Source organism: Haloglomus halophilum (genome assembly GCF_024298885.1).
Classification (GTDB): Archaea; Halobacteriota; Halobacteria; order Halobacteriales; family Haloarculaceae; genus Haloglomus; species Haloglomus halophilum.
Genome location: NZ_CP101166.1, coordinates 2,048,977 through 2,072,715, shown reverse-complemented (window position 1 = coordinate 2,072,715; position 23,739 = coordinate 2,048,977). Strand labels below are relative to the sequence as shown.

Below are 23,739 nucleotides of genomic sequence, written 5' to 3'. Positions count from 1 at the left end.
AGACGTACCCGCCAGCCCAGCGAGCGGGAGCTTTCAACACTGCCGTCGAAGGCCCCGTAGTACACCCTTAGATACCTCCGGAGACAGACGGCTCAACCGTTAACCACGCTACAGGCGAGCCAGCGGCCATGCACGAGGACCGTCGGGCGGAACGGACATCGGCTTCCCCCGGAAACGAATCGGCCGAACGGAACACAGCACCATCGACGACCCGCCGAACCCTCCTCCGTACTGCCGGCGTCGCGGCTGGGCTACCGTTCCTCGGACGCGCCTCGGCCACGCCGATCGACAACCCGCTGGACCTGAACGGGAACCCCTGGCCCGACCGACGTGTGCTCAACATCGGGCACCGGGGCGGCCTGCTCGAAGTGCCGGAGAACACCCTGTTCGGCCTGAAGCAGGCGACCGCAACGGGGATCGATATGTTCGAACTCGATCTCAAGCCCACAGCGGAGAAGACGCCGGTCGTCTATCACGACCAGACGGTCAACCGGACGACCGGCGGGAGCGGCCGCGTCAACGAGCAGCGACTCGCCGAGCTCAAGGACCTGGACGCTGCCTACTGGTTCGTCGAGGGCGACGGCACGACCCGCGACGCGCCCGCCGGACAGTACGAGTATCGCGGGTACGCGACCGGTGAGACACAACTCCCGCCGGGGCTGGGCCCCCGAAACGGAATCGAAGTCGAGCCCAACGACTTCCGGATTCCGACGCTGGAGGAGACACTCGAGGTCGCGACCCAGCTGCCGACGGAACTGTTCCTCACCATCTCGCTCCCGTCGACGCAGGAGCGGAATCCACCGTATGAAGTCGAGCAGAGAACAGCCGAACTCCTCCGCGAGTACGACCGCGTCGGGACGGACATCGTCGTCGCGTTCGACGATGCGGCGCTGGAACGGTTCAAGCTCCAGGCCCCAGAGGTCCAGACGGCGGTCGGACAGGGCCGGACGGCAGTCCAGTGGGCGAGTTCACAGGGGCCGCTTCCTGGGGTACGCCAACCCCGATACGATGTCCTGCAGGTCCCCGTCTCCTACAACGGCATCCAGATCGTCGACGAGGCGTTCGTCCGCAAGGCCCACGCGAACGGCTACGCCGTCCACGTCTGGGTGATCAACGACCGGAGCGAGATGGAGTGGCTACTGGATATCGGCGTCGACGGCATCATGACCGATCGCCCGACCGTTCTCGGAGCGCTGTTGGCTGACCGCGGGGTCGCCTACGACTAAAGTTGGAGGTCGGACGAATTATCTGAATACTGGCTTGTGGAAACTCTCAGTCGGTGACGGGTTTCAGCAGCCGTGCTGCATACAGGGCGCGAGTCGGCCAGAAACGAATCAGCCCCAGCAAGTGGTAAAGCGATCAAACATCTGCCCACAACTACGCTGACGACGCTAGCAGTTACCGGTGGAAACAATCAGGCTCTCATTTCAGCGAGGGTTGGCACGATTTTGTCGGTAGTAATGGCATATGCGAATCCGAGACAGACGATACCCGGGATGATAGCCCACAGCCCAAGAGTCGTATCCCCACCCTGAGCGGTTACGAAGGCGAAGTGTTCGAGGTACACTCCCGCGACGGACAGCGCCATAGCGACGAGGCCAGAGAGGAGCAGTTCCAGGAGTTCGGGGAGGAGTTCGAGCGTATGGAATCGCATCGGTACTGTCCGTGTCTGTACTGTGTATTGATTAGCTTGCCGAAAGGCAGATAATAGCCCCTCCCATCCGCAGAAGTACACCCATGCAGAGAGGTACCAGCACGACCGATTACGCCAGACTCACGAAATTTGGATTCCTGTTGGGGGTGAGCGCATTCCTAGTTGGGGAACTCACCGAGCCAATACAGCATGGCCTCGGCATGACGGTTCCGGGATGGGAACACAGTCTGCTCTTCCTCCTAACCGTACTGGGGGTACTCACAGCCCTGCTCTCCCCGTTCGTGTTCGGCGTTGCGCTCCCGCTCACCGAGTAGGAGAATCGGGCCTGGGCCGACGCAAAGCCGAGGCCGGTCGTTGCCACCCCAGTCAACTTCCTGCCAGAGAGCGGCTAAACTGGCCCGCACGCTGTATCAAATCAACTCACCACCGAACGGGTAGAAGATACTTCAGGCATCTGCTGGCTACACCCTCTATAGTCAGCACGCCGGTTCTGTCAGACCCAGAGGATTCCGACTGAGCCCTAAATTCCACTAACAGTAATAGCTCCCCACCCGCGCAACGGGATATGGAGTTCCCTTGCCACGAAATCGCCCCCCCAGACCACCACAACGAGGAAGCCTATGAGGTAGTCGCGGTCGTCCCTACCAGCGAACGAGACGGGATTCTCGTCACCGCTCAGGAGCGATTACCCCATATCCCGGAGAGATAGCCCCAGTACCGGATCTTAGGCCTCGTCCCCATCTACGTCGACCGCCTCGGCCTCCATCTCGATGATCTCTCCGTCTCCGACATCCAGGTCCGCCCGCAACGTCTCCAGATGGTCGTCGGCCTCCTCGCGCAACTCCTTCGCGGTCTCCAACCCGACCTCCCCCTCTTCGAGCGTCTCGGCGATCGCCTCCAGCCGGTCGATCCGCTCGCTGATGCCCCACTCATCGGCCTCCCCTGATGCACTCATCACGTCCGACTACGCTGGCGAGTCGGCTTCAACCCTCGCCCTCTCCGATGGCTCGATGAGAGTTGATCATGCGATTCGAGGGCGGAAGCGACCAGCGAAGCAAGGACCGCAGCTGCATCGAACTCCCCCTGAACAGCAGAATCAAAAGGGCAGCGTCGGAATATCAGGTAGACTGTTAGATGGAGATTCCGGACCAACTACGATGTCTGTTTTCGGCGCAGGTGACTGAATCGGACGGGACGTATCGGCTCGAGATTCCCGAACAGGAGGTGCAGCTTGGCGAGCTGTCGGAGGGGGAAACGTACCGCGTGGCCCTTCTCGACGCGACCTCCAACACGGAGGCTGGACGAGCAACAACCGAACCAGCCCGTGAACGTGATTACCCAGAACCCCCAGTGGAGGAGGGCGAAACACGGACGGTCGATATCGAGAGTCTCGGAGACCAGGGAGACGGCATCACTCGGGTCGAACGTGGCTTCGTGGTCATCGTGCCCGACACCGAACAGGGTGAACGCGTCAGAATCGAAATCGCGGATGTCCAGACGAACGTGGCGTTTGCTGAGGTCGTCGAGCGACTGAGTTACTACGACTAGAGCGTAATCTCTGCTCCCCATCACGCACCAGTGGCGAGCCACTCCGCCCACATCGATTCAGCACGCTCAGCCGACCGTGTCTCGATGCGAGAAGCCCTAAGTAGACAGGGAGTGACCCGATAGACGGAATCCTGATCCAGTGCGCTACCAGGGTGTTACAGCCCGGGCCGCCCTGGCAGGTAGGATGGCTTAACCCAGTCATCCGCCCACCATTCATCCTGCGGCCATCCGAATCGGAACAGCGTGTGCGTCGCCCCCGCTATCGAGCAGCTGTAGTGGGGGCGAGCCACCTACACAACACCGAGCAACAGCACCGCGACCGCCACTCCACCAAGCACGAGCACGGCCAACAGAACGGCCACAACAACCCGCAACCGCCGCGCCTCGGCCGCCCCAGCTTCCACACGCGCATCCGCTTCTCGCTCCCGATAGGCCGATTCGATCTGAGACTCCAGCCCCCAAAGCTCCCGCTCGACACGCGTCGCGTACGCCCGGTCGATTCGGGCCTCGAGATCGGCCACCCGACCACGGGCCGCCTGTGCGGTCACAGCCTCGGTCTCGGCGGCGTGCTCGAGCTCCCGAAGCGCCCCATCGAGCCGTTGTTCCACACCACCGAGCCGGTCGGCCACCAGTGACGCGTACGCACTGTCGAGACGAGCTTCTAGCGCCGATGCGCGCTGTAACTGCCCCCGACGCTCCGCTCGCTGCGTCGCTGCCGTCTGCTTGAGTGACTCGTGGGCCGTCTCGACGCGCCGCTCCACCGCGTCCAACCGACCGTCGGCGAACGCCCGGTACGCATCGTCGATACGCCGCTCCAGATCACCCACACCACGCCGAACGACCGACATGTCCGGCACCGCGTTCACGCCTGCGTCGGTTGGCGTCATGCACCGCTCGTCAGCCACGTCGTCGGCTAGCGTCCGGTCGTCCTCGTGGCCGATAGCAGCGATAACGGGCGTCCGGCAGTCCGCGAGCCGGCGGACGAGCGGCTCCGAATTGAAACACCAGAGATCCGCGTCGGCGCCACCACCACGGGTCACGACCAACACGTCCACCTCGGGGTCACGGTCCAGCTGCTCGACCGCGCCGATGACCGACGGCACCGCGTTCTCGCCCTGCACGGTCGCGCCGCAGAGCTTCACGTCGACGCCCGCCGCTCGGTCGTGGATGGCCGAACAGACATCCTCTCGGGCCGAGCCCGACAGCGAGGTCACGACACCGACCGTTCGGGGATACGCCGGCAGCTCCCGCTTCCGGTCGGCGTCAAGTAGGCCCTCCTCGTCGAGCGCCGCCCGCAGCTCCTCGAGTTCCTGCATCCGGGCGCTCTCGCCGAGCGGCCAGTAATCGCTGACCATCAGCTGCATGTTGCCCTTCTCGGCGTGATACTCGACGGAGGCCTGCACGACAGCCGAGGCACCGGCTTCGAGGTCGTGGTCGAATCCGTCGACGGCGTACGACCACGCCAGGCAGGAGACGACGGCCTCACCCTCGAGGTCCCGTAGATCGAAGAACGTCCCGAAGTCGTAGTGGCTCACATCGGACACCTCCCCGACGACGTAGGTCGGGAAGCGGTCGGTCGCCTCCTCGAGGACGGTGCTGATGGCCTCGTTCACCTCGGCGACCGACCATGTCCCCTCCGGTAGCTCCGCTGTTCCCGACTCGGGGCTATCCCCAACATTCGCCACGATTGTCGAACCAACACCGCGGAGGGACATAAATCACGGACCCCGAACACCTGAGCCGTCAGGCGGAACTTCTTGTACATCCCCCTGAAGGAACAGGTATGTCAGGGGCGCCCGGGGACCGGTGTGGACACACGTGGCCGGAGGACTACGACCCGGAAGCCGAGAACGGAGCGATTCACCAGAACTGTTGTTACCGAGAGTCGCTACCCGATACGGACCACTGCGCCTGGCACGCAGACCCCGCGGAGACGCGACACAAGACGGCCAAGCGACTGGCCGACATCCGTGCTCCGCCGGAGATTCGCGACCTGAACAGCCCCGTAGACGAACTGCTCGATAGCGCACAGCTTCGAGGAGTGGCACTCGATAGCGCGTTCTCGTTTCAGGATTGTGCCCTCCGGGGGGCGGACTTCACCGAGGCGGAGCTGACGGACCTCGACTTCCGGAATGCCATCATCGCTGGCATCGATTTCAGCAAGGCGACGCTCTGGGACAGCGACTTCACGAACGCGTTTCTCCGAGATGCAACCGTCACCGATGCCTATCTCCGGAACAACACGCTCACGGAGGCCGACCTTCGCGACGCGGATCTGGTCGATACGGACCTCCGTGACGTGGCGCTCAGCGGCGCAACGCTCTCCGGTGCGGCCCTGACAGCCGCCGACCTTCGTGGCGGGGACCTACGCGAGGCGGCCCTCGATGGGGCGACGCTCACGAACGTACTCCTTGGCGGCGCCGATCTCACAGCAGCGACGCTCGACGACGCAATCGTTACCGACGCCTATCTGCGGGAGACGGACCTCGAGAAGGCGACTCTCGACGGTGCGGACCTCACAGATGCGGAACTCCGGGATGCGGACCTCACCGAGGCAACCCTGCAGGAGGCGATTCTCACAGGAGCGGACTGTACCAGAGCGGCGCTCACGGAGACGAGCCTCCGCGAAGCAAGCCTCGAGGAAGCGTATCTGTTCCGTGCCGAGTTGACGGAGGCCGACCTGGGGAGCGCTGACCTGACGGACGCGTACGTACAGGAGGCCACGATGCGGGAGGCGAACCTGCAGGAAGCGACGCTGGATGGGACGGACCTGGCCAGAGTGAATCTGACGGAAGCATTGCTCGCTCGGGCCACACTCACCGGAGCGAGTCTAGACGGGGCCACCGTGGTCGAGGCAACCGCAACCCGGGCCGACTTCCACGACGCAAGCCTCGAACAGGCGGAGTTCACCGACGCAGCGATGCAGGAAGCGACCCTCACCGATGCGAACTGCTACAAGGCCAATCTGACCAATGCCGTCCTCTACAACGCCGACCTCACCGGTGCATACCTCTACAAGGCGAACCTTACGGATGCGAGCCTCCGAAGTACGCAGTTCGTCGACGCTGACCTGGAGAAGGCCGTCCTCAATCGGGCGGATCTCTCGGATGCGAGATTCAACGGCGCCCTGCTGTACGGCACGCTGCTGGGCGATGCACAGATCGATGAGCAGATCTTCGAGTCGCTCGCTCCCGAAGCGACCGAACAACACGCCCCGAGTCTCCGACGACGGTGTCTGAGTCTCTTCGTGGGGCCCTCCGGCCGGGACCAGTACCGCTGCGTCTACGACCCGAAGGGGGAGGGATCGGCCCCGGAGAGCGACGATGGGGTACCACCCGAAATCCGGGCTGGAAGCGTGTATCGCCAGTTCGAGCAACTTGCCGCGTCGAACGCGCTTCCCGAATGGCAGAACCGCTTCTTCATCCTCCGCCAGGATATGCAGACACGCCGGCTCCGAGCCGAGGGTGACCGGATCAGCTACTGGTTCCAGGCCGTCCAGCGGGCGCTGTTCGGGTACGGGGAGAGTTTCTCCCGTATCGTGGGCTGGTCGAGTCTCATCGTCGGCCTGTTCTCGCTCATCTATCTCTTCGGGGGCTGGATTCGTCCGGTCGAGTCCGGCGGGACACTCGGCCAGCCGATCTCGTGGACCCGGATTCCGGAGGCACCGGGTGTCATCTGGGATAGCTTCTACTACAGTACGCTCACGTTCACGGCGCTGGGATTCGGTGACTTCCGACCAACGACGACACTCGGACAGGTGTTCACTGTGGCAGAAACCGCGCTGGGGGCGGTACTGCTTGCCCTGCTCGTGTTCGTGTTCGGTCGCCGAGCAGCTCGGTGAGTGTCAGTCGTCCAGTTCCCGCAGTAACTGGTCGGCAACATCAGTCGCCACGTAGTAGGTGTGTTTGCGGTGGGTCTCGTCCTTCGGCTTCAGTTTCCGTTCGCTCGCCTTGATCGTGCCACCCTCGTACTCGGTGACGAGCCCGACGCGACGGAGCGCCCGATAGCAATGCCGGACGTACTCGAACTCCATCCCCAGCTCGTTGGCCGTCATCCGTGCGTAATCGGGCCCACCGCGGGCCAGCCGACGGACGATGGTCTGCCCCTCGGGGAGATGCCGCAACACGTTCAGCTTCCCCTCCCGCTCCTCGAGGAAGCGTAGCAGGTGGTCGCCCTCGCGGGAGAGGCGGTAGTAGGTGTGGTGCTGGCGGACCTCGTCGCTCTGCTTGGCCTTGGCCCGCCGCTGCTTGACCGTCCCGGACTCGAGGCGCTCGACGAAGCCGACCTGCAGTAGTTCCTCGCACAGTTCCTCGACCTGTCCACGCTCGGCATCCAGATGCCCGGCCATCGAACGGGGGTAGTTCCCCTCAACGGTATCGAGATGATAGAGTAGCAAGTACGCAACCGGCTCCGCGGGCATCGGCGCCAATTGCCCCACGACGGCCTGCTTGCGTTCCAGTTCGGCTTCCAGCTCCGACGCCCGTTCGTATCGCGCCTGAGCGTTGCTCGACGGGTCGGCGTCGAGATCGAGCGTAATCTCAATCGGCTCACCGTGGGGCGTCTGGAGTGTCACGTCCAACTCGCCGTCCTCCCAGTGGTCCCCGGACTCGGTACGGGCCGTCTCCAGCGCCTCCCGGACCGCCTCGTAGCGAGTCATGATGGTATCGGCCTCGAGACGAAGCCGGTCGATCTCGGCCTGGGAGACCATTCGTGTCGTCTATTGGATAGCAACAGGTTTGAACGTACTGTGCCCACCCCACTCGTCACTGGGTGAGTGGAGCGCTGCTGCGATTCAGTGTCTGCAGCCGCTGGGCACATCCATCGTGAATCGTCCCCTCCCGCTCACTCGTCGAGCGACCGAGCAGAGACTACTCGGGGACGGGCAATCCATCGTCGGAAAGCTTCGGCTCACCCTCGGCCCAATCGATCTGGGGAAGGACCGCTCGCAACTGGTCTAGCCGGGTCTCTAGAACCTCCAGGGGATGTTCGTCGATGAACGTCGCTGACCGTCGGTCGATCGTCGCCCCGGCGTAGTCGAACTGGAAGTGACACTCTCCGAGGTCGGGATGGTCCTCGTCCTGATGCCAGCCGATTCCGAGATCACGTGCAGCCTCACTCCATTCGATGATGTAATACTCATACCCCACGGCGCGAGGATAAGAGAATCGCACCGTCAAGGTCGCATCGTCGACGGCATATGCTCGCCCCAGGAATTCCGCTGTCTCCACACGAGCTTCGATGGTTCTCGGACGAGCCCGAGACGGACGCACCTGAACCCCGTAACAGCCGGGCTCCCTACCGAGCCGTCGACGAATCGCCTCGTAGAGCTTCGCCTTCGTGAGGTTTCCCCTGTTCGCGAGGAAGATGAACCCGAACGGTGCCATGGTTCCTACGCAACCCTCGTCTCGGAGGCTCCCTCGCCGACGTCCTCTTCAGCGTACGGATCGACATCGTGGAGGTCATCATAGAGGCTGAGGGCGTGTTCCAGAAGCTGGATTTCGTCGGCCACCTCCTCCCATCGACGGAGCGATTGCTGTCGCTCCCTTGCCTCAGCCGCGGACACGTCCGGGGCGCTCAACGACGCCTCGAGTTCGTCTCGCGACTCGACTGCGTACTCGGACTGGATATCCTGGATATCCTCTTTCGCCTGGACGATTTCCTCGCGAAGCTCCTCACGGGAGAACGAGAGCACGAGTTCCCGAATCCGCTCCGTATACAGGCGAGTGAAGTCCGGGACGTATCTGACGTTGTCACCCTGCTGGACCCGCCGGAGGTCGCCCCGATCTGCGAGTTGCTCCAGTTCGTCTTTGGCGGTCTGCCAGCCGACAGCAGCCTGCTCAGCGACCCAGTTCGTCGAGACCGGATCGGTGACCGTTTCGGCGATCTGCCGGACTCGCTCGCGGGGCGAGCGGTCATCCTTCCAGTCGGGCATCTCTACGATTCCTTGCCCACTGGCATCAATATATGTTACGACCGCTCGTAGAATATTGAGAGATGAGCGCTGACGAGCGACGAGACAACTCGTCGGCAGGATGGACCGGCACGGACTCTCCATGCCGAACACTCAAGCCACACGCCCCCGCGACACTGGGTAATGCCGATTCTGGACGACCTCTCGGGATTCGAGTTCGAGGACGTGATGGAGGACGTCTTCCGGAACCTCGGCTACGAGAACGTCCGACAGGCCACCAAAACCGCCGACGAGGGCCGGGATATCATCATGGAGGAGGTCGTCGACGGGACCCGTCGCAGTATCGTCGTCGAGTGTAAGCACACGAAGTCGGTTGGCCGGCCGGTCGTCCAGAAGCTCCATTCGGCCATCGCCACCCACGAGTTCGACGGCCCGAAGCGCGGGATGGTCGTCACGACGGGACGCTTCTCCGGCCCGGCCGAGGAGTACGCCGACCGTCTGGAAGCCAACGACGACCCGTATCCGATCGAGCTCATCGACGGCCGTAAACTCCGCGAGTTGGCCGAGGAGGTGGGGCTCGACCTGTACAACGGCCGCATCGAGGTCCTCTGCGACGAGACCCTCCGCCCCCACGACCCGACCGGGCCAGTCGACGATCCGCTGTTCACGGCTGTCCGCGATGTGGAGAATCTCGCCATCGAGGACGTGCCGCCAGCCCATCGACAGGCACATTTCCAGCCGATCATCATCGTCTCGGCCCGCATCCAGGCCACGTTCGAAACCTCGGTCGGCGTCATCCACCGGGTCAACCAGACCGATGGCGTCGCCCTGCGTGCCGGGCGTGATGGACCGACGCCCTGCCCAGAACACGTCGCCGAACTGGTCGGCAATAACCTCTCACAGACCATCGAACTGGACGAGAACGCCCTCGGAGAGACCTACGATGACCTCGTCGTCAACCGGTTCGGACAGACCCAGACCGAGTACAAGGACTGGGCCGTCGACCGGTTCCGGCGCCGCCATACGACCACCGTCCAGTACACCGGCGACAACAACGTCACGTACACGAAAGAGTGCGAACCCAACCAGTCGGATATCTCGGTGCAGTCGGTCACGCCGGTCTACCTGCCACAGATCCGATTCGGCGTGACGCTCGGCGAGTACCGACACGGGTACGAGGCCTACATCGCAGGGCCCTCCCGGGTGACCGTCGAGGACGACGTTCGACGCTGCGTCCACTGTGACGCTGACGCGAGCGACGAGACGTACACCTACTGCGCCAACTGCGGGAGTATCAACTGTGAGTCACACACGAAGACCGAGCGGCTGGAAGAGACGCCCATCTGCACCGGTTGCTCGGTGACCGGCCAGTTCGCGTTCGCGACGAAACACTTCTACGACGAGGCGAATCTGGAGGACTTCCGTGAGGAGTACGCGGAGATGCCACTCCACGAGAAGGCGATGGAGAATCCGCCGTTGGTCGGCGGTAGTGCCGTCACCGCACTAGTTCTAGTGCTCCTGACGCTGGTGGCAACAGGCATCATCTGACCCACCGATCACACGTATTCACGAAGCCGGTGATTCACCTGATCCGTTGCCCGTCCAAGCACAAGCAGCGAGTAGTCCCCGGATGCTGCCTCGACCACAGAGGTACGACTCTCGACAGGCAGATCATCCAGCGAGACGACGGTCAGCGGCATCTGGGCCAACTTGTACCCGGTCGCCATGCTCTCCGGCGCAACCGCGAGGATGTCCGACGCGGGCACCGATTCCAGCCACTCCGCCGCCGTATCGTGACGAGCCCAGACTTCCGGTGACAGCGACTCCACCGGGAAAACCGAACGAGCGGCGCTGTAGGGCACGCTGTCGAACCGGACGTGGAGATTCCCTTGAGACATATCTTACCGATATATTATACCCCAAGAGCATAAATCTGTGCCAAATCATTACCAGCGCCGGAGTCGGGGACGGCACATGGAACATACGGACAGCGCTACCGCCCGGGCCATCGCAACCCCTGATCCCGCGACCCGGCCAGTTGGCGCCGGTGCAGGGGAAACCTCGACCTGGCTGCAAGCCCAGGGGTTCGACAGCGCCCCTGTCGTCGACGACAATAACCGGCCCGTCGGATACGTCACCGTAGAGGCTGCGCAGGAGGCCAACAGCGATGACCCACTCGAGGCGGTCGCATCACCACTCACGATCGAGGTCCTCATCTCGGGTGATGCCTCGTTCGAGACGGTGCTGGATGCGCTGTACGAGCGATCGTTCTACTATCTCGGCGATAGAGATCGCATCAGCGGAATCCTCACTCGAGCGGATCTGAATAGCGAATCCGTCCACCGCCACCTCTTTACGCACCTTTCGCGGCTGGAGCACGCCTTCCGAGCCTGCATCACCGACCATGCTCCAGACTGGCGGGAGACAACTCCTGGCCTCGAAGGGGACGCACTTGATGACATCGACCAGCGACGAGAGCAGGCCGCACGGGCGAATATCGAGTTGGAGCCGATCCACTACGCACAGTTCTCCACGTTGAAACGAATCGTAGCTAACAACGAGGCCTGCTGGGAGGCCTGCGGGTTCTCTGCAGGTCATCAGGCCGGGAGTCGACTCGACAAGGTAGTCGAACTCCGGAACGATGTCGCTCACTCAAGACCTATCATCCAAAACACGAACCGCGGGATCGGCGAATCCGGACGGACAATTACCGAACTAGAGGAGATATACAACCGTATCCAAGCGCTGCAAGCGGAACTGGGACCGATTGCGTGACGAGACGTAGGCGGCAACGACTGCGAACTCTGACGAGAACCGGAAACGGGCCGGGATACGGCTCTATTCCCAGTACCTGATGTGGATTTCTCGTATGTTCTAGTTTCAGAAGAGCACCGACTCGGGAACGGCCTCCACGTCGATTACCGCGGGCGAGTCACCAACTGGGACGCGGGCCGCAACGTCTCTCGATGTGTACGAAACCGCGACGAACTCGTTCTGCTGCCGGTCAGCGATGAAGCAGTGGGTGCCTCGAGGCCCGTTCTTCGCCCACCCCGGTCGGCCGCCGACATCGAGAATCGTATCGACCTGAAGCGAGGGGCGCGACACCAGCGCCACATAACCGTCGACCATCCCCGCACAACAGACGTACTCGCCATCGGGCGACAGCTGAATCCCGTGGTGGGCAGCCTCACTGGGGTAGTCGTTCCGATCCCAGTTCTGTGCCGTCTCACCGACTGGGAGTTGCACGGTACGGAGCCGCCGGCCACGGTCAAGGTCGAACTCGACGAACCCGTGGAAGTATGAGAGCTGTAGGAAGATGCGCGAATCGTCTTCGGTGAGTGTGAACGGGCGAATTCCATCCGAGAACTCGTACACGGCCTCGACCTCCCGCGTCTGTGCATCCGCAACGGTGAGTCGATGGTTCCGATCTGCCTGCCGTGCATCCGTCGACTCGTCTTCGGCATTGTCCGGGACGAGCATGTTCCCGAGGCTGCCGTTGATGACCCGACTACGGTCGTGCGTGAGGTGAATCCCGTGTGGATAGTGCTCCGCGGGGAACGAATCGACGATGGCGGGCCCACCTGTGTCCACAATCTGAATCGAGTTATCTGTCATCGCCGAGACGAACAGAAACTGCCCGTCTGGGGAGAGCGTCATGTGATCCGACCTGAACCCGGGGATATCCAGCTTCCACCGCATCTCGCCGGTAGCTACGTCGAATGCAGCGAGGTCACCACGGTGGCCGCGAGATACGTACATCTCGGCCCCATCGGGCGCGACCGAGACGTGCTCGGCGAAATTCTCACCGGCGAATTCGTTCGCGACCCGAGCCCCCGCCGCACTGCTGGGGTCCTCGGACGGAGACGGCTGCTTTCCGTCGGGGACTGTGTTGATCGTCTTGAGTTTCTCGAACGTGGTCGCATCGACCAGCGAGATTGTCCCACCCTTCTTGTTAGCGACGAACGCCACTTGGCGACGCCGCCCCTCCTGACCCTCACGACCGGGTCGGCGAGCACCAGCGAGATTCGATACCGCACCAACAGAACCGACAGCGCCAACCGTCCGAAGGAAACGCCGACGCGTTGTGGGTCGTGACATATCGACTCACCCGGCCCACCGAACGTCCCTAATAATGCTGCCAATATGAAACGGCGCTTTATTTCAAATTACTTTAACTTACCATTCAGGACAGGTCAGACGGCATTGGTCGGAGTCGACCAGTAAGCAAACGACCGCATCCGGAGCACTGGCGCAGCGACGCACTCACGCAGCTCGAACCCGCCACCTACTTATCCCACCACGAAACCACCCGAAAACAAGCGAATGGCAACGACAGGTACCACCCAGAAAACCCACCAGTACCTCCGCATCCGACCCACGAACGAACCGCTCGCTGCCGACCGACTCACCGCCCAGTTCACGCAACTCCACGAAGCAGTCACCGACCCAATCGAGTTCTGTCTCGTGGCCGAACCCGACGCCGACGAGATCACCTACTATCTGGGCGCCCCACCGGACACGCTCCCGACCGTCCGCCGACTCGCACAACGACTCACGCCCGATGGCTACGCCATCACGGACCCCGAGACCGACCCACTGCCCGATCTCCAGGGCCACGACTACGCCATCGCCGAACTCCAGGGCATTGGCGAACGGCGCCAGGACTGGCAGACCCGCCTTCGGCCACCGCAGCTCTCGGACGCCCCGGAACAGCACGACACCGCCCGCGTCGAGGATGCCCCGGATCTCGCCCTGAGTAGCGTCGCTGAGGGGATGCTCGACGCCGACGGCCGAGTCGTCTACCAGGCACTCCTCCGCCCGAAACCGGACTGGAGCGGCGAGGCCGAATATCGCGTCCACCAGCTCGAACACGACGAAGACACCATCAGCCAGCGAGCGTTCAAGACGCTCCTCGGGCCTACCGACCCCGAAGATATCGACGACACAACAACGACACCGGCCCACCGGAAGGGTGACACTGGCAGCCGGCCGGGGACCCGAATCGACGCCATCCTCGCGAAATCCGCATCCCACTCCTTCGAGGTGAACGCTCGTCTCCTCGCGACCGGTTCGGAGGCCGAGCCCACAGTCAGGGAACTCGCCAGCGCCTTCGCAGCCGTCGGCGGGGATTTCTACCGTGTCGGCCACCGACTCCACACGGACGACACCGCCACCGAGCTCGCCGACGCCCTCACGAGTGCGACCTTCCGTGAAGCTGACTCGATCAGGGACACGCTCCGGCGCCACCTCCCACTGGGGAGCAACCACGACCCCTGCATCGTCGCCGACGCGACCACCGTCGCACACTTCTGCCTGCTCGACGGGAACGACCTCTCCGAACAGGCCCGCCGGGCGTTCAGTACGCTCCCCGAAGAGCGCACCGGCGTCCCCCTCCCGGACGAGCACACGCTCGACCACTACGACGACCAGGGCCTTCCGCTGGGTCACCCGCTCACGGCCGACAGCCGGACGCTCGACCGGACGGTTTCGCTGCCCCCAGCACTCCAGCCACTCCACGTCGCGTGGTTCGGGAAGACCGGCGCCGGCAAGTCGACCAGCCTCGTCAACGCGATACTGGAGAACCACGCTGCCACCGACGGCGCGGACATCCTCATCGACCCGAAGGGCGACGGGATGCCCACCGAGTACCTCCGGGCCCACTACGCCGACCACGGCGACCTCGATGATGTCTACTACTTCGACTGCGCGGAGACGCTCCCGGCGCTCTCATTCTTCGATATCCGACCACAACTGGAGGCCGGCATCAACCGCGCCAGCGCGGTGCAGAACGTCGTCGACCACTACGTCGAGGTGCTTCGTGGTGTGATGGGCACCGAACGCTTCGAGCAAGCCGTCCGGTCGCCGGACATCATCCGCTATCTGGTGAAGGCACTGTTCGACCCGGTTCACGGCAGCGACGCCTACACCCACGCCGACCTGCAGGCGGCCGTCCAGCAACTCCGGAGTACCCGCCAGCCACCGCAGGTGTCGGACCCGGAACTCGAAGCGATGCTGGAGGGTATCATCGCGAACAACGAGCGCTCGTTCAGCGAGCTGATGCAGGGCGTCGCCAACCGTATCGAGAAGATTCCGCTGGACGACCGCCTCGCGCGGCTGTTCAACCACGTCCACGGCGACGGCCCGCGATTCGACTTCCACGACGTGCTCGACGAGGACGCCGTCGTCCTGTTCGATCTGGGCGGGCTTCGCACCGAATCCAAGCGCGTCCTCACGCTCGTCCTGCTGTCGAACCTCTGGACCGCACTCAAACGACGAGAGCGCACCGGCACGGGCGACGCGCCGCTCGTCAACCTCTACCTGGAGGAAGCCGCCTCGGTCGCGGCGACGGACCTGCTCAGCGACCTCCTCGCACAGTCTCGAAGCTTCGGCCTGTCGATCACGCTCGCCATGCAGTTCCCCGCGCAACTCCAGCAGGCCGACGCCGGTGCCTACGAGGAACTCCTCAACAACGTCTCCACAATCGTCACGGGCAACGTCCCCGTCGACGAGCAGCTGACGACCCGCTTTGCGACGGCCGACATGCCACCCGAGGACGTGGGGAACCGCCTCCGGGCGCTCGAACGCGGCCAGTGGTTCGTCTCCCTCCCGGCCCCGTTCGGGGAGGCCGAACCCCGGCCGTTCCTGGTCGAATCGCTGCCGCTCCCCCCGGGCGACCCGGCTGGTTCCGAGCCCCTGTCTCCAGCGGAAACGACGGGGTTCGATGCGCTGTTCACCGCGGTCGGGGAGCGGACCCGCGAACAGCACGGGCTCGCACTCGATTCCGAAACCGCAACCAGTACGACCGCCACTGCGATGGGAACCACCGCCGACCGCGTCGACTCAGCGCTCCCGTTCACCGACACGATGCCAGAACCCGTTCGGTACGACGACGAGCGCCACGCACTCCGGTGCGAGACGTGCGACGCCCGATACGAGCCGACCATCGACGGGATGCGCCGAGCCATCGGCTGTTGTCACACGCCCGACGAGGTCGACCGGGACGAGATTCCGGTCTGTCAGGTGCCGCTGAAACTCTCCGCATCGGAACGAGCGGCGAGCGATTACACGGACCAGCAGCTCCTGTTCCTGCAGACGGTCTACGCGGCGAGCCAGCAGCGGTTCGACCCCGAACTGGAATTTGACTTCCTGACGGACTCGATGAAGCGGCTCGTCGAATATCTCGGTCTCGAGGAAGCCGCGCTGCAGGAGCTCATCGATGACGGGCTGCTCCGACACGATACCGACAGGCCACACAAACTGTACACAGTGACCGCCGACGGTCGTGACGAGATCGGCGAGCGACACCGCGAGGGGATCGCCCACGGCGATGGCGAGGGCGACCTCGCGGAGTCGAGCCTCCACGCGATGATGGTCGTGTGTGGCGAACAGTACATCGACCAGACTTACGCCGACGACCCGGACTCGCCGGTGACCCGGGCCGTCAGCTATCACCCGGTCGGTGACGGCCGTCGGCTCGATGCGGCCGGGCTCGATGCCGATGGTGAGGTCGTCGTGGCGATAGAGGCCGAACGGCTGAACAACAACCCCCGAAAGAACATTCCGGCGGATTTCGACGCGATGGCTGCCTGTGAGCCGGACAATGCAATCTGGATCGTCTGGAACCGGGATGCAGCTCACGAGGTCCTCAGTGCCCTGAACGATCCGTTGGATGGGGAGCCCCGAGTGGAGAAGACGTATAGCGAGAACTCGCCCCCCCGACAGTGGAAAATCGACACGCCTGGCTTCACTGAGGTGCTGACGCTGGGCCGGGTGCGGAATCAGATTCAGAAGGACTCCTGAGTCGTCTCGTTGGGCTCGCACCCAACGTCACGCCGATGAATCGACTCCCGTCCGCAGTCCGCGCAGCGATAGAACGTTTCGCCGGTCGGCTCCCCATACCGATCGAACTCGAGATGGGGCCCGGTCACGCCGTCGGCCCGTCCGCCATCCGTCGCTGTGCGCTCGAGAGCCGGACGAGCCGCTCGAGCGGCCTCGGGAAGCCGCCCGTCGGGCGTCGGGACACGACCGGCACGGACCGCGATCTGAACCCGCCGAAGATGCTTGCAGCCGCCGTCGGGCTCGCGCTGCTGCCAGTCGGGACAGCTGCACGTCTCGGCAGGGAGATCGACCCGGTACGTGTTCCCGGATTCGGACTCGACATCGTAGATGCCGCCGGTCCGGCGAAGCGAGACGGTCATCGACTCCGCACGAGCTCGCTTGGCTCGCCGAGTGAGTGCCGCTTCGGGTGTCGCTGCGTCTGGATCAGGTGAATGTAGCTCCTCGGCCATTCGGAACACCGGGACGCGACCCGTCTCGGCCCGCGCCCCGCCCGTCGAGGCGCCCAGAAACCATCCGGGAGCACGCCCGCGGATACTATCCTATGCGCACGGCTCGTTCCGAACCGTGAGCAACTCGTCCCGCCGCGAACGAAGCGTCACGGGCGACACGTCAGCAACCTCCGCGAAAGCGGTCTGGGTCGGGGGTTGCGGGCAGCCCACCTCCCTCGCCGCGACCAACAGGCACGCCGCGGCCACACCGGCTGGGTTGCGCCCGTTCTCGATTCCCTGTTCTTCGGCCACCTCCAGCACCCGACGGGCACGCCGCTCCACTGTCGAGCCCAGGTCGAGTTCCGACGCGAACTGGGGAAGGTAGGCGTCCGGCGACGGCGGCGGCGTCGGCAGCCCGAATTCTCGGTTCAGCACGGCATAGGCGTTGGTCACACTGCTCTCTCCGACGCGGGATACCGGGACGAAATCAGCCAGCAGTCGGGCAGTATCGGAACACCGGCAGGTAGCGTACACGCTCGCGGTTGCCATCGCCTCGATCGACCGTCCGGGGAGCAGGCCCGCATCCTGTGCTGAGCGGAACAGGACACACGCCCGTTCCTCAAGCGGCTTCGACAACCCGAGTGCACTCGCCACGCGATTGACTTCGTACAACCCCCCGATCAGGTTCCGCTCACGCTTCGACCGACAGTTCGCCCGCCGGTGCTGCTTCCGGAGCCGCGCCAGTCGCCGCCGCTGCCGGCCGGAGGGGCCGGACCCCGCTCCGTTGAGCTGCCAGCCGATCTCCGTCGACAGGCCGTTATCGTGCTTCGTCGGCGTCAGGGGTGGACCAGTCCGTCGCCCATCCGGCTCGCCGGCATCGTCCTCGAAGGATCGCCACTCCGGACCACGGTCAACCGCGGATTCGGCCAGCACGAGCCCACAGTCCTCACACACCGTCTCATGGCCGGTCGTGTTCACGCGGCCGCCGCACTCCGGACAGCCGTTCGTACTCTGCTTCCCGCTCGACTCATCGAACGTCCGCTTGTAGATCGCACCTGTCTGCATGGGGCATCGAGCGACGCCTGCTGGCGCCCCTCGCCCGTCAGGGGCCCAGAAACCGATGCCGAGGACGCGGAGTCAGACCGCGAGACTTACGCGCACCTCCGCATCCGTTGTGCTGAACAGCTTCCCCTGCAGGTACTCTAGCGCCCCATCGCGGTCGAACATGCCACGGTCGACCATCTCCCCGACGACCTGCTTCATGCCGCTGAACTGGCCACGGGTGAACCCATCGCCGACGGGCTTGCCCTCGTGCCACTGGACCGGCTGCAGGGCTCCGTGGCCGACCGTCGGACTCTCCGCGATGCAGGTGGCCTCGTATTTCAGCCCGAACCACAGTGTCCGGTACGCGGTCACCTCGAATGCCCTGTCAACCACGTAGAACGCCTCGTGGAGCAGGAAGTCCAGATGGTCGTTGATCGCCTCGGTCAGAGAGACATCGGTTTCCTGTGGCAACGGCTCGACATCGGTCATGGCGGCCGCCTCCAAGTCGAATTGCTCCTGAACCGTCGCCGGCTCCGCCCCGGCGGTCAGTTCCGCGTGCACATCGGGGGGCCACTCGCGGCGCCGGTCACCGCCGAACGGCGTCGCGGCGGTGATCTTGTGCATCAACCGGAGATTGAGGCCACCCCAGTGCGTGTAGTGGAGGTTGTAGTTGCCATCGGTACGTTCGTAGGCGACGAGTGCTCTATGTCCCATCGGGTACTCCGAGAGACGCTTCAGGGCGCCCCTCGCCCGTCAGGGGCCGACAAAACGCCCGTCGGGTCGAGGTATAGCCAGGTGCTCCGGCCTCGCTGAAGAATCTCAGTTCACACGCGAATCCACTCCCCTTCGCCAGAGTCACACACCGATCAGCCACGACACGTGGCTCCCCGGTCCCCCGAACCGGGTGGGACTGAAAGGGGCCGCTCGCCCGACCCCGGCCCCGGCGACGGTGAGCCGAGAGGAGCGAGGCGAACGACGGAAGTCGCAGCCCGCGCAGGGAGCGAAGCGACCGAGCAGGTACGTCTTCCGGAACAAGGACCGCAGGCCGAGCGGAGCGAGGCCGAGGACCGCAGCGAGCCGCGGCCGGTCGGGCGAGCGGGGGCTTTCAACAACCAGTCGTCTGACTCACTTCGGAATCTGCAGAGATACACGAAGAACCTCAGGAATGGCAAGCAAACCCTCCCCATCCACTAAATCGATTCAGTCACCAATTCGGGGTAAATACTACCCTGTATTCCCCACGAAATCCTTTCCCAGGTAAGTTCACTCGGGGGAAGCGGGGAAGCTACGAGTGACACGATGTTCGATCTGTCCGAGACCAGCTGTGGACACGTTTCGCTATCGGACGTTCAATGGCAGACAAGGGGTCAACGAGTCACTGTGTGGGCCGTGTGCGTTCGTCGTCAGTACCCTCGCGTCCGTGGATGAATGCAGGGCTGTAGAGCAGAAGTGATCGGATGGTTCGGCTCGAGTTGCTCGAAGGAATCATTCACTCGTAACCGTATCCCGCTGTATTCGGCACGGTCGCTAGGCACTGTACCCGATTGAGACGTTCAACACGGCCCCGTCTATCTGACTGGTACCAGCCATCCGTCGAACCTCACTACCACCAAGCGAGTCGCTGGAGCCACCCGCCGTCGCCTGAGTCATCAGCACGGAGCATCTGCACCTCCGACTCCAGCGCCTGCCGTGCCTCACGTTCGGCCTCGAGTTCCGCCTCCAACGCCGCCTTCTCGGACTGCAGCCGCTGCAGTTCGGCTTCGAGCTCCTCGACCACGTCGACCGACACGGTGGCGGCCTCCGACTCGGCCTCGACAGGAGACGAACCGGCAGCCCCATCCATGGGATCAGTTCGACCCGAAACGCTCCCCCCTGAGCCATCTGATCCCGAGTAGAACTCGTCGGTCCCGGCGATGGCCCGTTCGATCGTCCGCTCACCGTACGTCGCGCCATCCGCGAAATGCGGCTCGTCCCACTTCGGGCGCACCAATCCGGACTCCCGGAACAGCCGGTCCATCTGGTCGGGATCCCCACCGGTCCAGAACGCCAGCAGCGAACACAGTGCCATGTCCGCCTCGGACTGACTCGGGTAACCGGACGTATCCCCCACACAGAGTCGTTCGAACTTCTCGCCGTTCGTCGCACTCCGGGCCCGCGACAACAGTTCCTCGTCCCCGAGGTCGTTCCCTGGGCCGCTGGCCGCTCCATCGATCGCTGGCCCCGAAGCATCCACGGCGTCCGCAGTCGCCTCGCTGTCGGCATCTGTCGACGCGCCGCCGCCTGCATCGTCCGGCATCACGTACTCCGCGTGCACGGCAGTCAGCGTCTCCTGTCGGGACTCGAGCGCCCCGGGCGTCTCGGAGAGCTGGTCGCCGGTCACGGTGAAGAACCGAGCGTCGTCGTACAACTCGACATCCCCGTGCCGATTCCGGCCATCGGGCAGCTCGCCCTCGACGAGGACGTGGACCCCGGTGCCCGACGGCGACACCTCCGTGAACGAATCGAGTCGCTCGACGATATCCTGGGCCCAGTCGGTGAGCGTCCCGTCGTCCGGGTCGCGACAGTCGTCGAGGTCGACGCCGACGATCGGGTCGGCGGCGGTGAACACGAAGCCGACGCCATTCGCGCTCGAGTCGGCGTACGCGCGAGCGGTGGCGAAGTCGGTCCACGTCTCGGCGTCGGTCGCCGACGCGTACGAGCCGGTCGCTGGATTGACCGGGACCTTCGTCGCCTTCCCGCTGCGCTCCTCCGAACGCCAGGCGACCCACTGCTCCCGCGTCACCACGGACGCTGGGAGGGACTCGGCCGTTGGCAGCGCACCCATCTTCTCAGCCAGCCCGTATCCGGAACGAATGCATAAATCCATCCTCTCGGATCGAAATTTGCAATCCCCGAACGCCCGATACAGCGCGGTTCCATGGAGTGAAGGCCAGATACAGGGGCTGTGAGACAGGTGTCCCGACCGTGTCGCGCACCGCGCGAATCAGCTTAAATTCCGGATTCCGTCCATCTCAATTCCTGAGAAGAGGAATACGTTCGTCTCCTCTCTGGGTAGCAGGCTACACAGCGCCTGGTACAGCCGGTTTCCATGGCGAATCTTCGCCGGAGCGACGAAATCGGGGGGCCTTGAGTCGCTCACCGGGGGCCTACACAGCACCTCGAATCCTCCACTGTAACAACGGTGTGAGCGAGTGTGTATCGTTCGTGTGTTGTGACCGGTCGCGGTGCGAGAATGCCGATCCGAATCTGGCCGACAACAGCCGTCTATCGGCCCATACCGAGAACGGGAATCGGATCGCAGGCGTTGCGACCGACTCCTGACGAGTGCCGTATCGCTCTGCCGAGTGTCTGTATCGGCGGCTTGCAGAGCATTCGGTGTCGATACCCGTCGTGCTGGGTCGCATCTTAGCCGTCATGTCATCGTCAAGAATCGGTGATACATCGCCTGTTAGCGCCTAAACGCCGATATCGTCGGCAAGAGAGGACTCACTGGCCGTGAACCTCGTACTGCCTGTTTTCTCCATGATTCGTGGCATGTATGCCGGTTCTCCGATATCAGGGCCGGAGTTCCGATATGTCCACCCCACTTCTGCGGCTAGTATGATCCCGATATCAGTGCATACAGGCACTGTATCACCGATTCCTTTCGCTCATGTCGGAATCGTGGTCCGTCGCGACTGGCAGTGGTGTTCCCCTCATGCACCGACTGTCGTGCACAGATGCTAATCACGGATGTTGTTGTGGAGACAAATGGAGCTGTGTAGAGTTGAAACAGAGGTGTGCAGGCCACGGCATCCTCGGCACGACCCACGCCGAGGACGTGGAGAAGCTCGTCAATCGGGTCGTCGAGCAGGGGCTACCGGCGTACCTCCTCCGGGAGATCGACCTCGTGGTCTTCCCGAAGCACGCAGGCGGGGAGCGCTACGTCGCCGAGGCCGTCGAGTTCCTCTCGGCGACGGCGTACGAGACGCTCGACCGACCCGGCGACCCCGGCCGGGACCACGGCACCATCGAGAAGGACGGTACGACAGTCCACTGGAACCGGGTCGCCCGCCGCGAGCACGATGGGGACTTCCGACACGCTTTCGGGCTCGACGGGGCCGGCGGTGAGTCGGCCGGCGGCGCCGTGAGCGACCGGACCCGCGTCTTCGAGCGGCTGGCGCGGACCACCGACCGCCCGGTCGAGGACGTCGAGCGGGAGTTCCGCCGGAAGCGCCGCTACGTGGAGCATCTCGTGCGCGAGGAGCGCGACGACTTCGAGGAGCTGTTCCGCTTCCTCGCGGACCTCCGTGCGAACGAGGCCGCGACCGTCGAGCGGGTACAGGACCGGGGAACACGGGATGTCGCGGCCGACGGCGGCGACACGACGGCGGACTCGTCCGACTGAGATACGCCCGGGAAGGCACGGTTCGGCAAAGCGCGTGAGGTACGGCCCCGGATGGAGCGGCGGCCCCGGCGAGTAGCGCGACTTCCCGGAGGGCCGGGAGCGCAGCAACACATATTGCGTGTGCATACCCATACACAACACATGAGCAAGAACATCGCCATCTCCGACGAGGTGTACCGACGGCTCAAGCGAGAGAAGGGCGACCGGAGTTTCAGCGAGGTCATCGAGGCGCACCTCGAATCAGGTGGCAAGCTCGCCGATGTCTCCGGCCAGCAGATCTTCGACGCCGACACGGCGGCGGCGGTCAAGGACGACATCGGGGCCCTGAGCGAGGGGACTATCGAGCGGCTCGACGGATGAAACTCCTCGATACGTCAGTCGTCGTCGACATCGACAGGGGGGATGCCGGGGACCGGGTCGCGAGGCTCGACGAGGAGGGTCGGCACGCGATCAGTGCCGTCACACTGACGGAACTTCGCCTGGGTGTGAACAAGCAGTACGAGTCAGGATCGGACGCACACCGGGATGCCGTCTCGGCCCTCGAACGACTCTGTGCCCGGTTCGACCTGCACGACATCACCCGACCCGTCGCGGTCGCCGCCGCCGAAATCATCGCGACACTCCAGCGCCGGGGCGAGCCACTTCACGACCTCCACGACATCTACATCGCCGCGACTGCCCGGACGGAGCAGCTACCGGTCCTGACTGCGAATGTCGACCACTTCGACCGGATCGACGACGTAGAGGTCGTCGACTGGGAGACGTACTGACTACGGAGAGAGGACCGGTTCACCCGTCTGCGGAGGAATACGACGACTTCGAGGAGCTGTTCCGCTTCCTCGCGGACCTCCGTGCGAACGAGGCCGCGACCGTCGAGCGGGTGCAGAGCGCGAGTCGCGACGTGGCTGTCGACGGGGGCGACACGACG

The 23,739-nt window shown here is 64.0% G+C and carries 22 protein-coding genes; 10 read left to right on the top strand and 12 right to left on the bottom strand.

What is annotated here, in order from left to right:
• Positions 1-128 precede the first annotated feature (128 nt).
• The gene (locus NL114_RS10040; RefSeq protein WP_254824655.1) at positions 129-1,226 is read left to right on the top strand and encodes a glycerophosphodiester phosphodiesterase family protein; all 1,098 of its coding nucleotides are present in this window, start codon (positions 129-131) and stop codon (positions 1,224-1,226) included.
• Between the two features lie 188 nt (positions 1,227-1,414).
• Here the strand turns inward: NL114_RS10040 and NL114_RS10035 are convergent, their stop codons facing one another.
• Positions 1,415-1,654 carry a DUF8151 family protein gene (locus NL114_RS10035; protein ID WP_254824654.1) on the bottom strand — a complete coding sequence of 80 codons (240 nt, stop codon included), beginning with the start codon at positions 1,652-1,654 and terminating at the stop codon, positions 1,415-1,417.
• An 83-nt stretch (positions 1,655-1,737) separates the two neighbouring features.
• On the opposite strand from NL114_RS10035, the gene NL114_RS10030 reads away from it, so the two are divergent.
• Positions 1,738-1,968, top strand: coding sequence for a DUF7860 family protein (locus NL114_RS10030; protein WP_254824653.1), 231 nt, complete (start codon positions 1,738-1,740; stop codon positions 1,966-1,968).
• 410 nt (positions 1,969-2,378) lie between these two features.
• On the opposite strand, the gene NL114_RS10025 is transcribed toward NL114_RS10030, so the two are convergent.
• Positions 2,379-2,609 (bottom strand): exodeoxyribonuclease VII small subunit, encoded by a 231-nt coding sequence (locus NL114_RS10025; protein WP_254824652.1) that lies wholly within the window; start codon positions 2,607-2,609, stop codon positions 2,379-2,381.
• Between the two features lie 179 nt (positions 2,610-2,788).
• On the opposite strand from NL114_RS10025, the gene NL114_RS10020 reads away from it, so the two are divergent.
• Positions 2,789-3,202 (top strand): TRAM domain-containing protein, encoded by a 414-nt coding sequence (locus NL114_RS10020; RefSeq protein WP_254824651.1) that lies wholly within the window; start codon positions 2,789-2,791, stop codon positions 3,200-3,202.
• A gap of 290 nt (positions 3,203-3,492) precedes the next feature.
• Here the strand turns inward: NL114_RS10020 and xseA are convergent, their stop codons facing one another.
• On the bottom strand, positions 3,493-4,887 hold the full coding sequence (gene xseA / locus NL114_RS10015) for an exodeoxyribonuclease VII large subunit (protein ID WP_254824650.1): 1,395 nt from the start codon (positions 4,885-4,887) through the stop codon (positions 3,493-3,495).
• A 98-nt stretch (positions 4,888-4,985) separates the two neighbouring features.
• On the opposite strand from xseA, the gene NL114_RS10010 reads away from it, so the two are divergent.
• Positions 4,986-7,043: a pentapeptide repeat-containing protein gene (locus NL114_RS10010; protein ID WP_254824649.1), complete on the top strand. Its 2,058-nt coding sequence runs from the start codon at positions 4,986-4,988 to the stop codon at positions 7,041-7,043.
• Positions 7,044-7,046: 3 nt separating this feature from the next.
• Here the strand turns inward: NL114_RS10010 and NL114_RS10005 are convergent, their stop codons facing one another.
• The 3 genes from NL114_RS10005 to NL114_RS09995 all read right to left on the bottom strand — a co-directional run bounded on the left by NL114_RS10005 (position 7,047) and on the right by NL114_RS09995 (position 9,134).
• A complete protein-coding gene (locus tag NL114_RS10005; protein WP_254824648.1) occupies positions 7,047-7,910 on the bottom strand; it encodes a DUF2250 domain-containing protein in 864 nt (287 codons plus the stop codon).
• A gap of 160 nt (positions 7,911-8,070) precedes the next feature.
• Positions 8,071-8,586 (bottom strand): hypothetical protein, encoded by a 516-nt coding sequence (locus tag NL114_RS10000; protein WP_254824647.1) that lies wholly within the window; start codon positions 8,584-8,586, stop codon positions 8,071-8,073.
• 5 nt (positions 8,587-8,591) lie between these two features.
• Entirely contained in the window at positions 8,592-9,134 is a 543-nt protein-coding gene (locus NL114_RS09995; protein ID WP_254824646.1) for a DUF7342 family protein, read from the bottom strand.
• A 162-nt stretch (positions 9,135-9,296) separates the two neighbouring features.
• Here NL114_RS09995 and NL114_RS09990 point away from each other — a divergent pair, with 162 nt between their 5' ends.
• Positions 9,297-10,661 (top strand): restriction endonuclease, encoded by a 1,365-nt coding sequence (locus NL114_RS09990; RefSeq protein ID WP_254824645.1) that lies wholly within the window; start codon positions 9,297-9,299, stop codon positions 10,659-10,661.
• Between the two features lie 8 nt (positions 10,662-10,669).
• On the opposite strand, the gene NL114_RS09985 is transcribed toward NL114_RS09990, so the two are convergent.
• The gene (locus NL114_RS09985) at positions 10,670-11,011 is read right to left on the bottom strand and encodes a DUF8165 family protein (RefSeq protein WP_254824644.1); all 342 of its coding nucleotides are present in this window, start codon (positions 11,009-11,011) and stop codon (positions 10,670-10,672) included.
• A 76-nt stretch (positions 11,012-11,087) separates the two neighbouring features.
• Here NL114_RS09985 and NL114_RS09980 point away from each other — a divergent pair, with 76 nt between their 5' ends.
• Positions 11,088-11,888 carry a CBS domain-containing protein gene (locus NL114_RS09980; protein ID WP_254824643.1) on the top strand — a complete coding sequence of 267 codons (801 nt, stop codon included), beginning with the start codon at positions 11,088-11,090 and terminating at the stop codon, positions 11,886-11,888.
• A gap of 105 nt (positions 11,889-11,993) precedes the next feature.
• Here the strand turns inward: NL114_RS09980 and NL114_RS09975 are convergent, their stop codons facing one another.
• Entirely contained in the window at positions 11,994-13,082 is a 1,089-nt protein-coding gene (locus tag NL114_RS09975; RefSeq protein ID WP_254824642.1) for a YncE family protein, read from the bottom strand.
• Between the two features lie 354 nt (positions 13,083-13,436).
• Here NL114_RS09975 and NL114_RS09970 point away from each other — a divergent pair, with 354 nt between their 5' ends.
• On the top strand, positions 13,437-16,913 hold the full coding sequence (locus NL114_RS09970; RefSeq protein WP_254824641.1) for an ATP-binding protein: 3,477 nt from the start codon (positions 13,437-13,439) through the stop codon (positions 16,911-16,913).
• Here NL114_RS09970 and NL114_RS09965 read toward each other — a convergent pair.
• The 4 genes from NL114_RS09965 to NL114_RS09950 form a co-directional block, all read right to left on the bottom strand.
• Positions 16,898-17,311 (bottom strand): DUF8118 domain-containing protein, encoded by a 414-nt coding sequence (locus NL114_RS09965; protein WP_254824640.1) that lies wholly within the window; start codon positions 17,309-17,311, stop codon positions 16,898-16,900. The genes NL114_RS09970 and NL114_RS09965 overlap by 16 nt on opposite strands.
• A gap of 180 nt (positions 17,312-17,491) precedes the next feature.
• Positions 17,492-18,445 (bottom strand): transcription initiation factor IIB, encoded by a 954-nt coding sequence (locus NL114_RS09960; protein ID WP_254824639.1) that lies wholly within the window; start codon positions 18,443-18,445, stop codon positions 17,492-17,494.
• A gap of 72 nt (positions 18,446-18,517) precedes the next feature.
• Positions 18,518-19,138 carry a DUF6735 family protein gene (locus tag NL114_RS09955; RefSeq protein ID WP_254824638.1) on the bottom strand — a complete coding sequence of 207 codons (621 nt, stop codon included), beginning with the start codon at positions 19,136-19,138 and terminating at the stop codon, positions 18,518-18,520.
• 889 nt (positions 19,139-20,027) lie between these two features.
• Entirely contained in the window at positions 20,028-21,248 is a 1,221-nt protein-coding gene (locus NL114_RS09950; protein WP_254824637.1) for a phage NrS-1 polymerase family protein, read from the bottom strand.
• A gap of 942 nt (positions 21,249-22,190) precedes the next feature.
• Between NL114_RS09950 and NL114_RS09945 the strand changes: the two genes are divergently transcribed.
• The 3 genes from NL114_RS09945 to NL114_RS09935 all read left to right on the top strand — a co-directional run bounded on the left by NL114_RS09945 (position 22,191) and on the right by NL114_RS09935 (position 23,581).
• The gene (locus NL114_RS09945) at positions 22,191-22,811 is read left to right on the top strand and encodes a hypothetical protein (RefSeq protein WP_254824636.1); all 621 of its coding nucleotides are present in this window, start codon (positions 22,191-22,193) and stop codon (positions 22,809-22,811) included.
• Between the two features lie 141 nt (positions 22,812-22,952).
• Positions 22,953-23,171: an antitoxin VapB family protein gene (locus NL114_RS09940; protein ID WP_254824635.1), complete on the top strand. Its 219-nt coding sequence runs from the start codon at positions 22,953-22,955 to the stop codon at positions 23,169-23,171.
• Positions 23,168-23,581, top strand: coding sequence for a type II toxin-antitoxin system VapC family toxin (locus NL114_RS09935; RefSeq protein WP_254824634.1), 414 nt, complete (start codon positions 23,168-23,170; stop codon positions 23,579-23,581). Before NL114_RS09940 ends, NL114_RS09935 begins: the two co-directional genes overlap by 4 nt.
• Positions 23,582-23,739 lie beyond the last annotated feature (158 nt).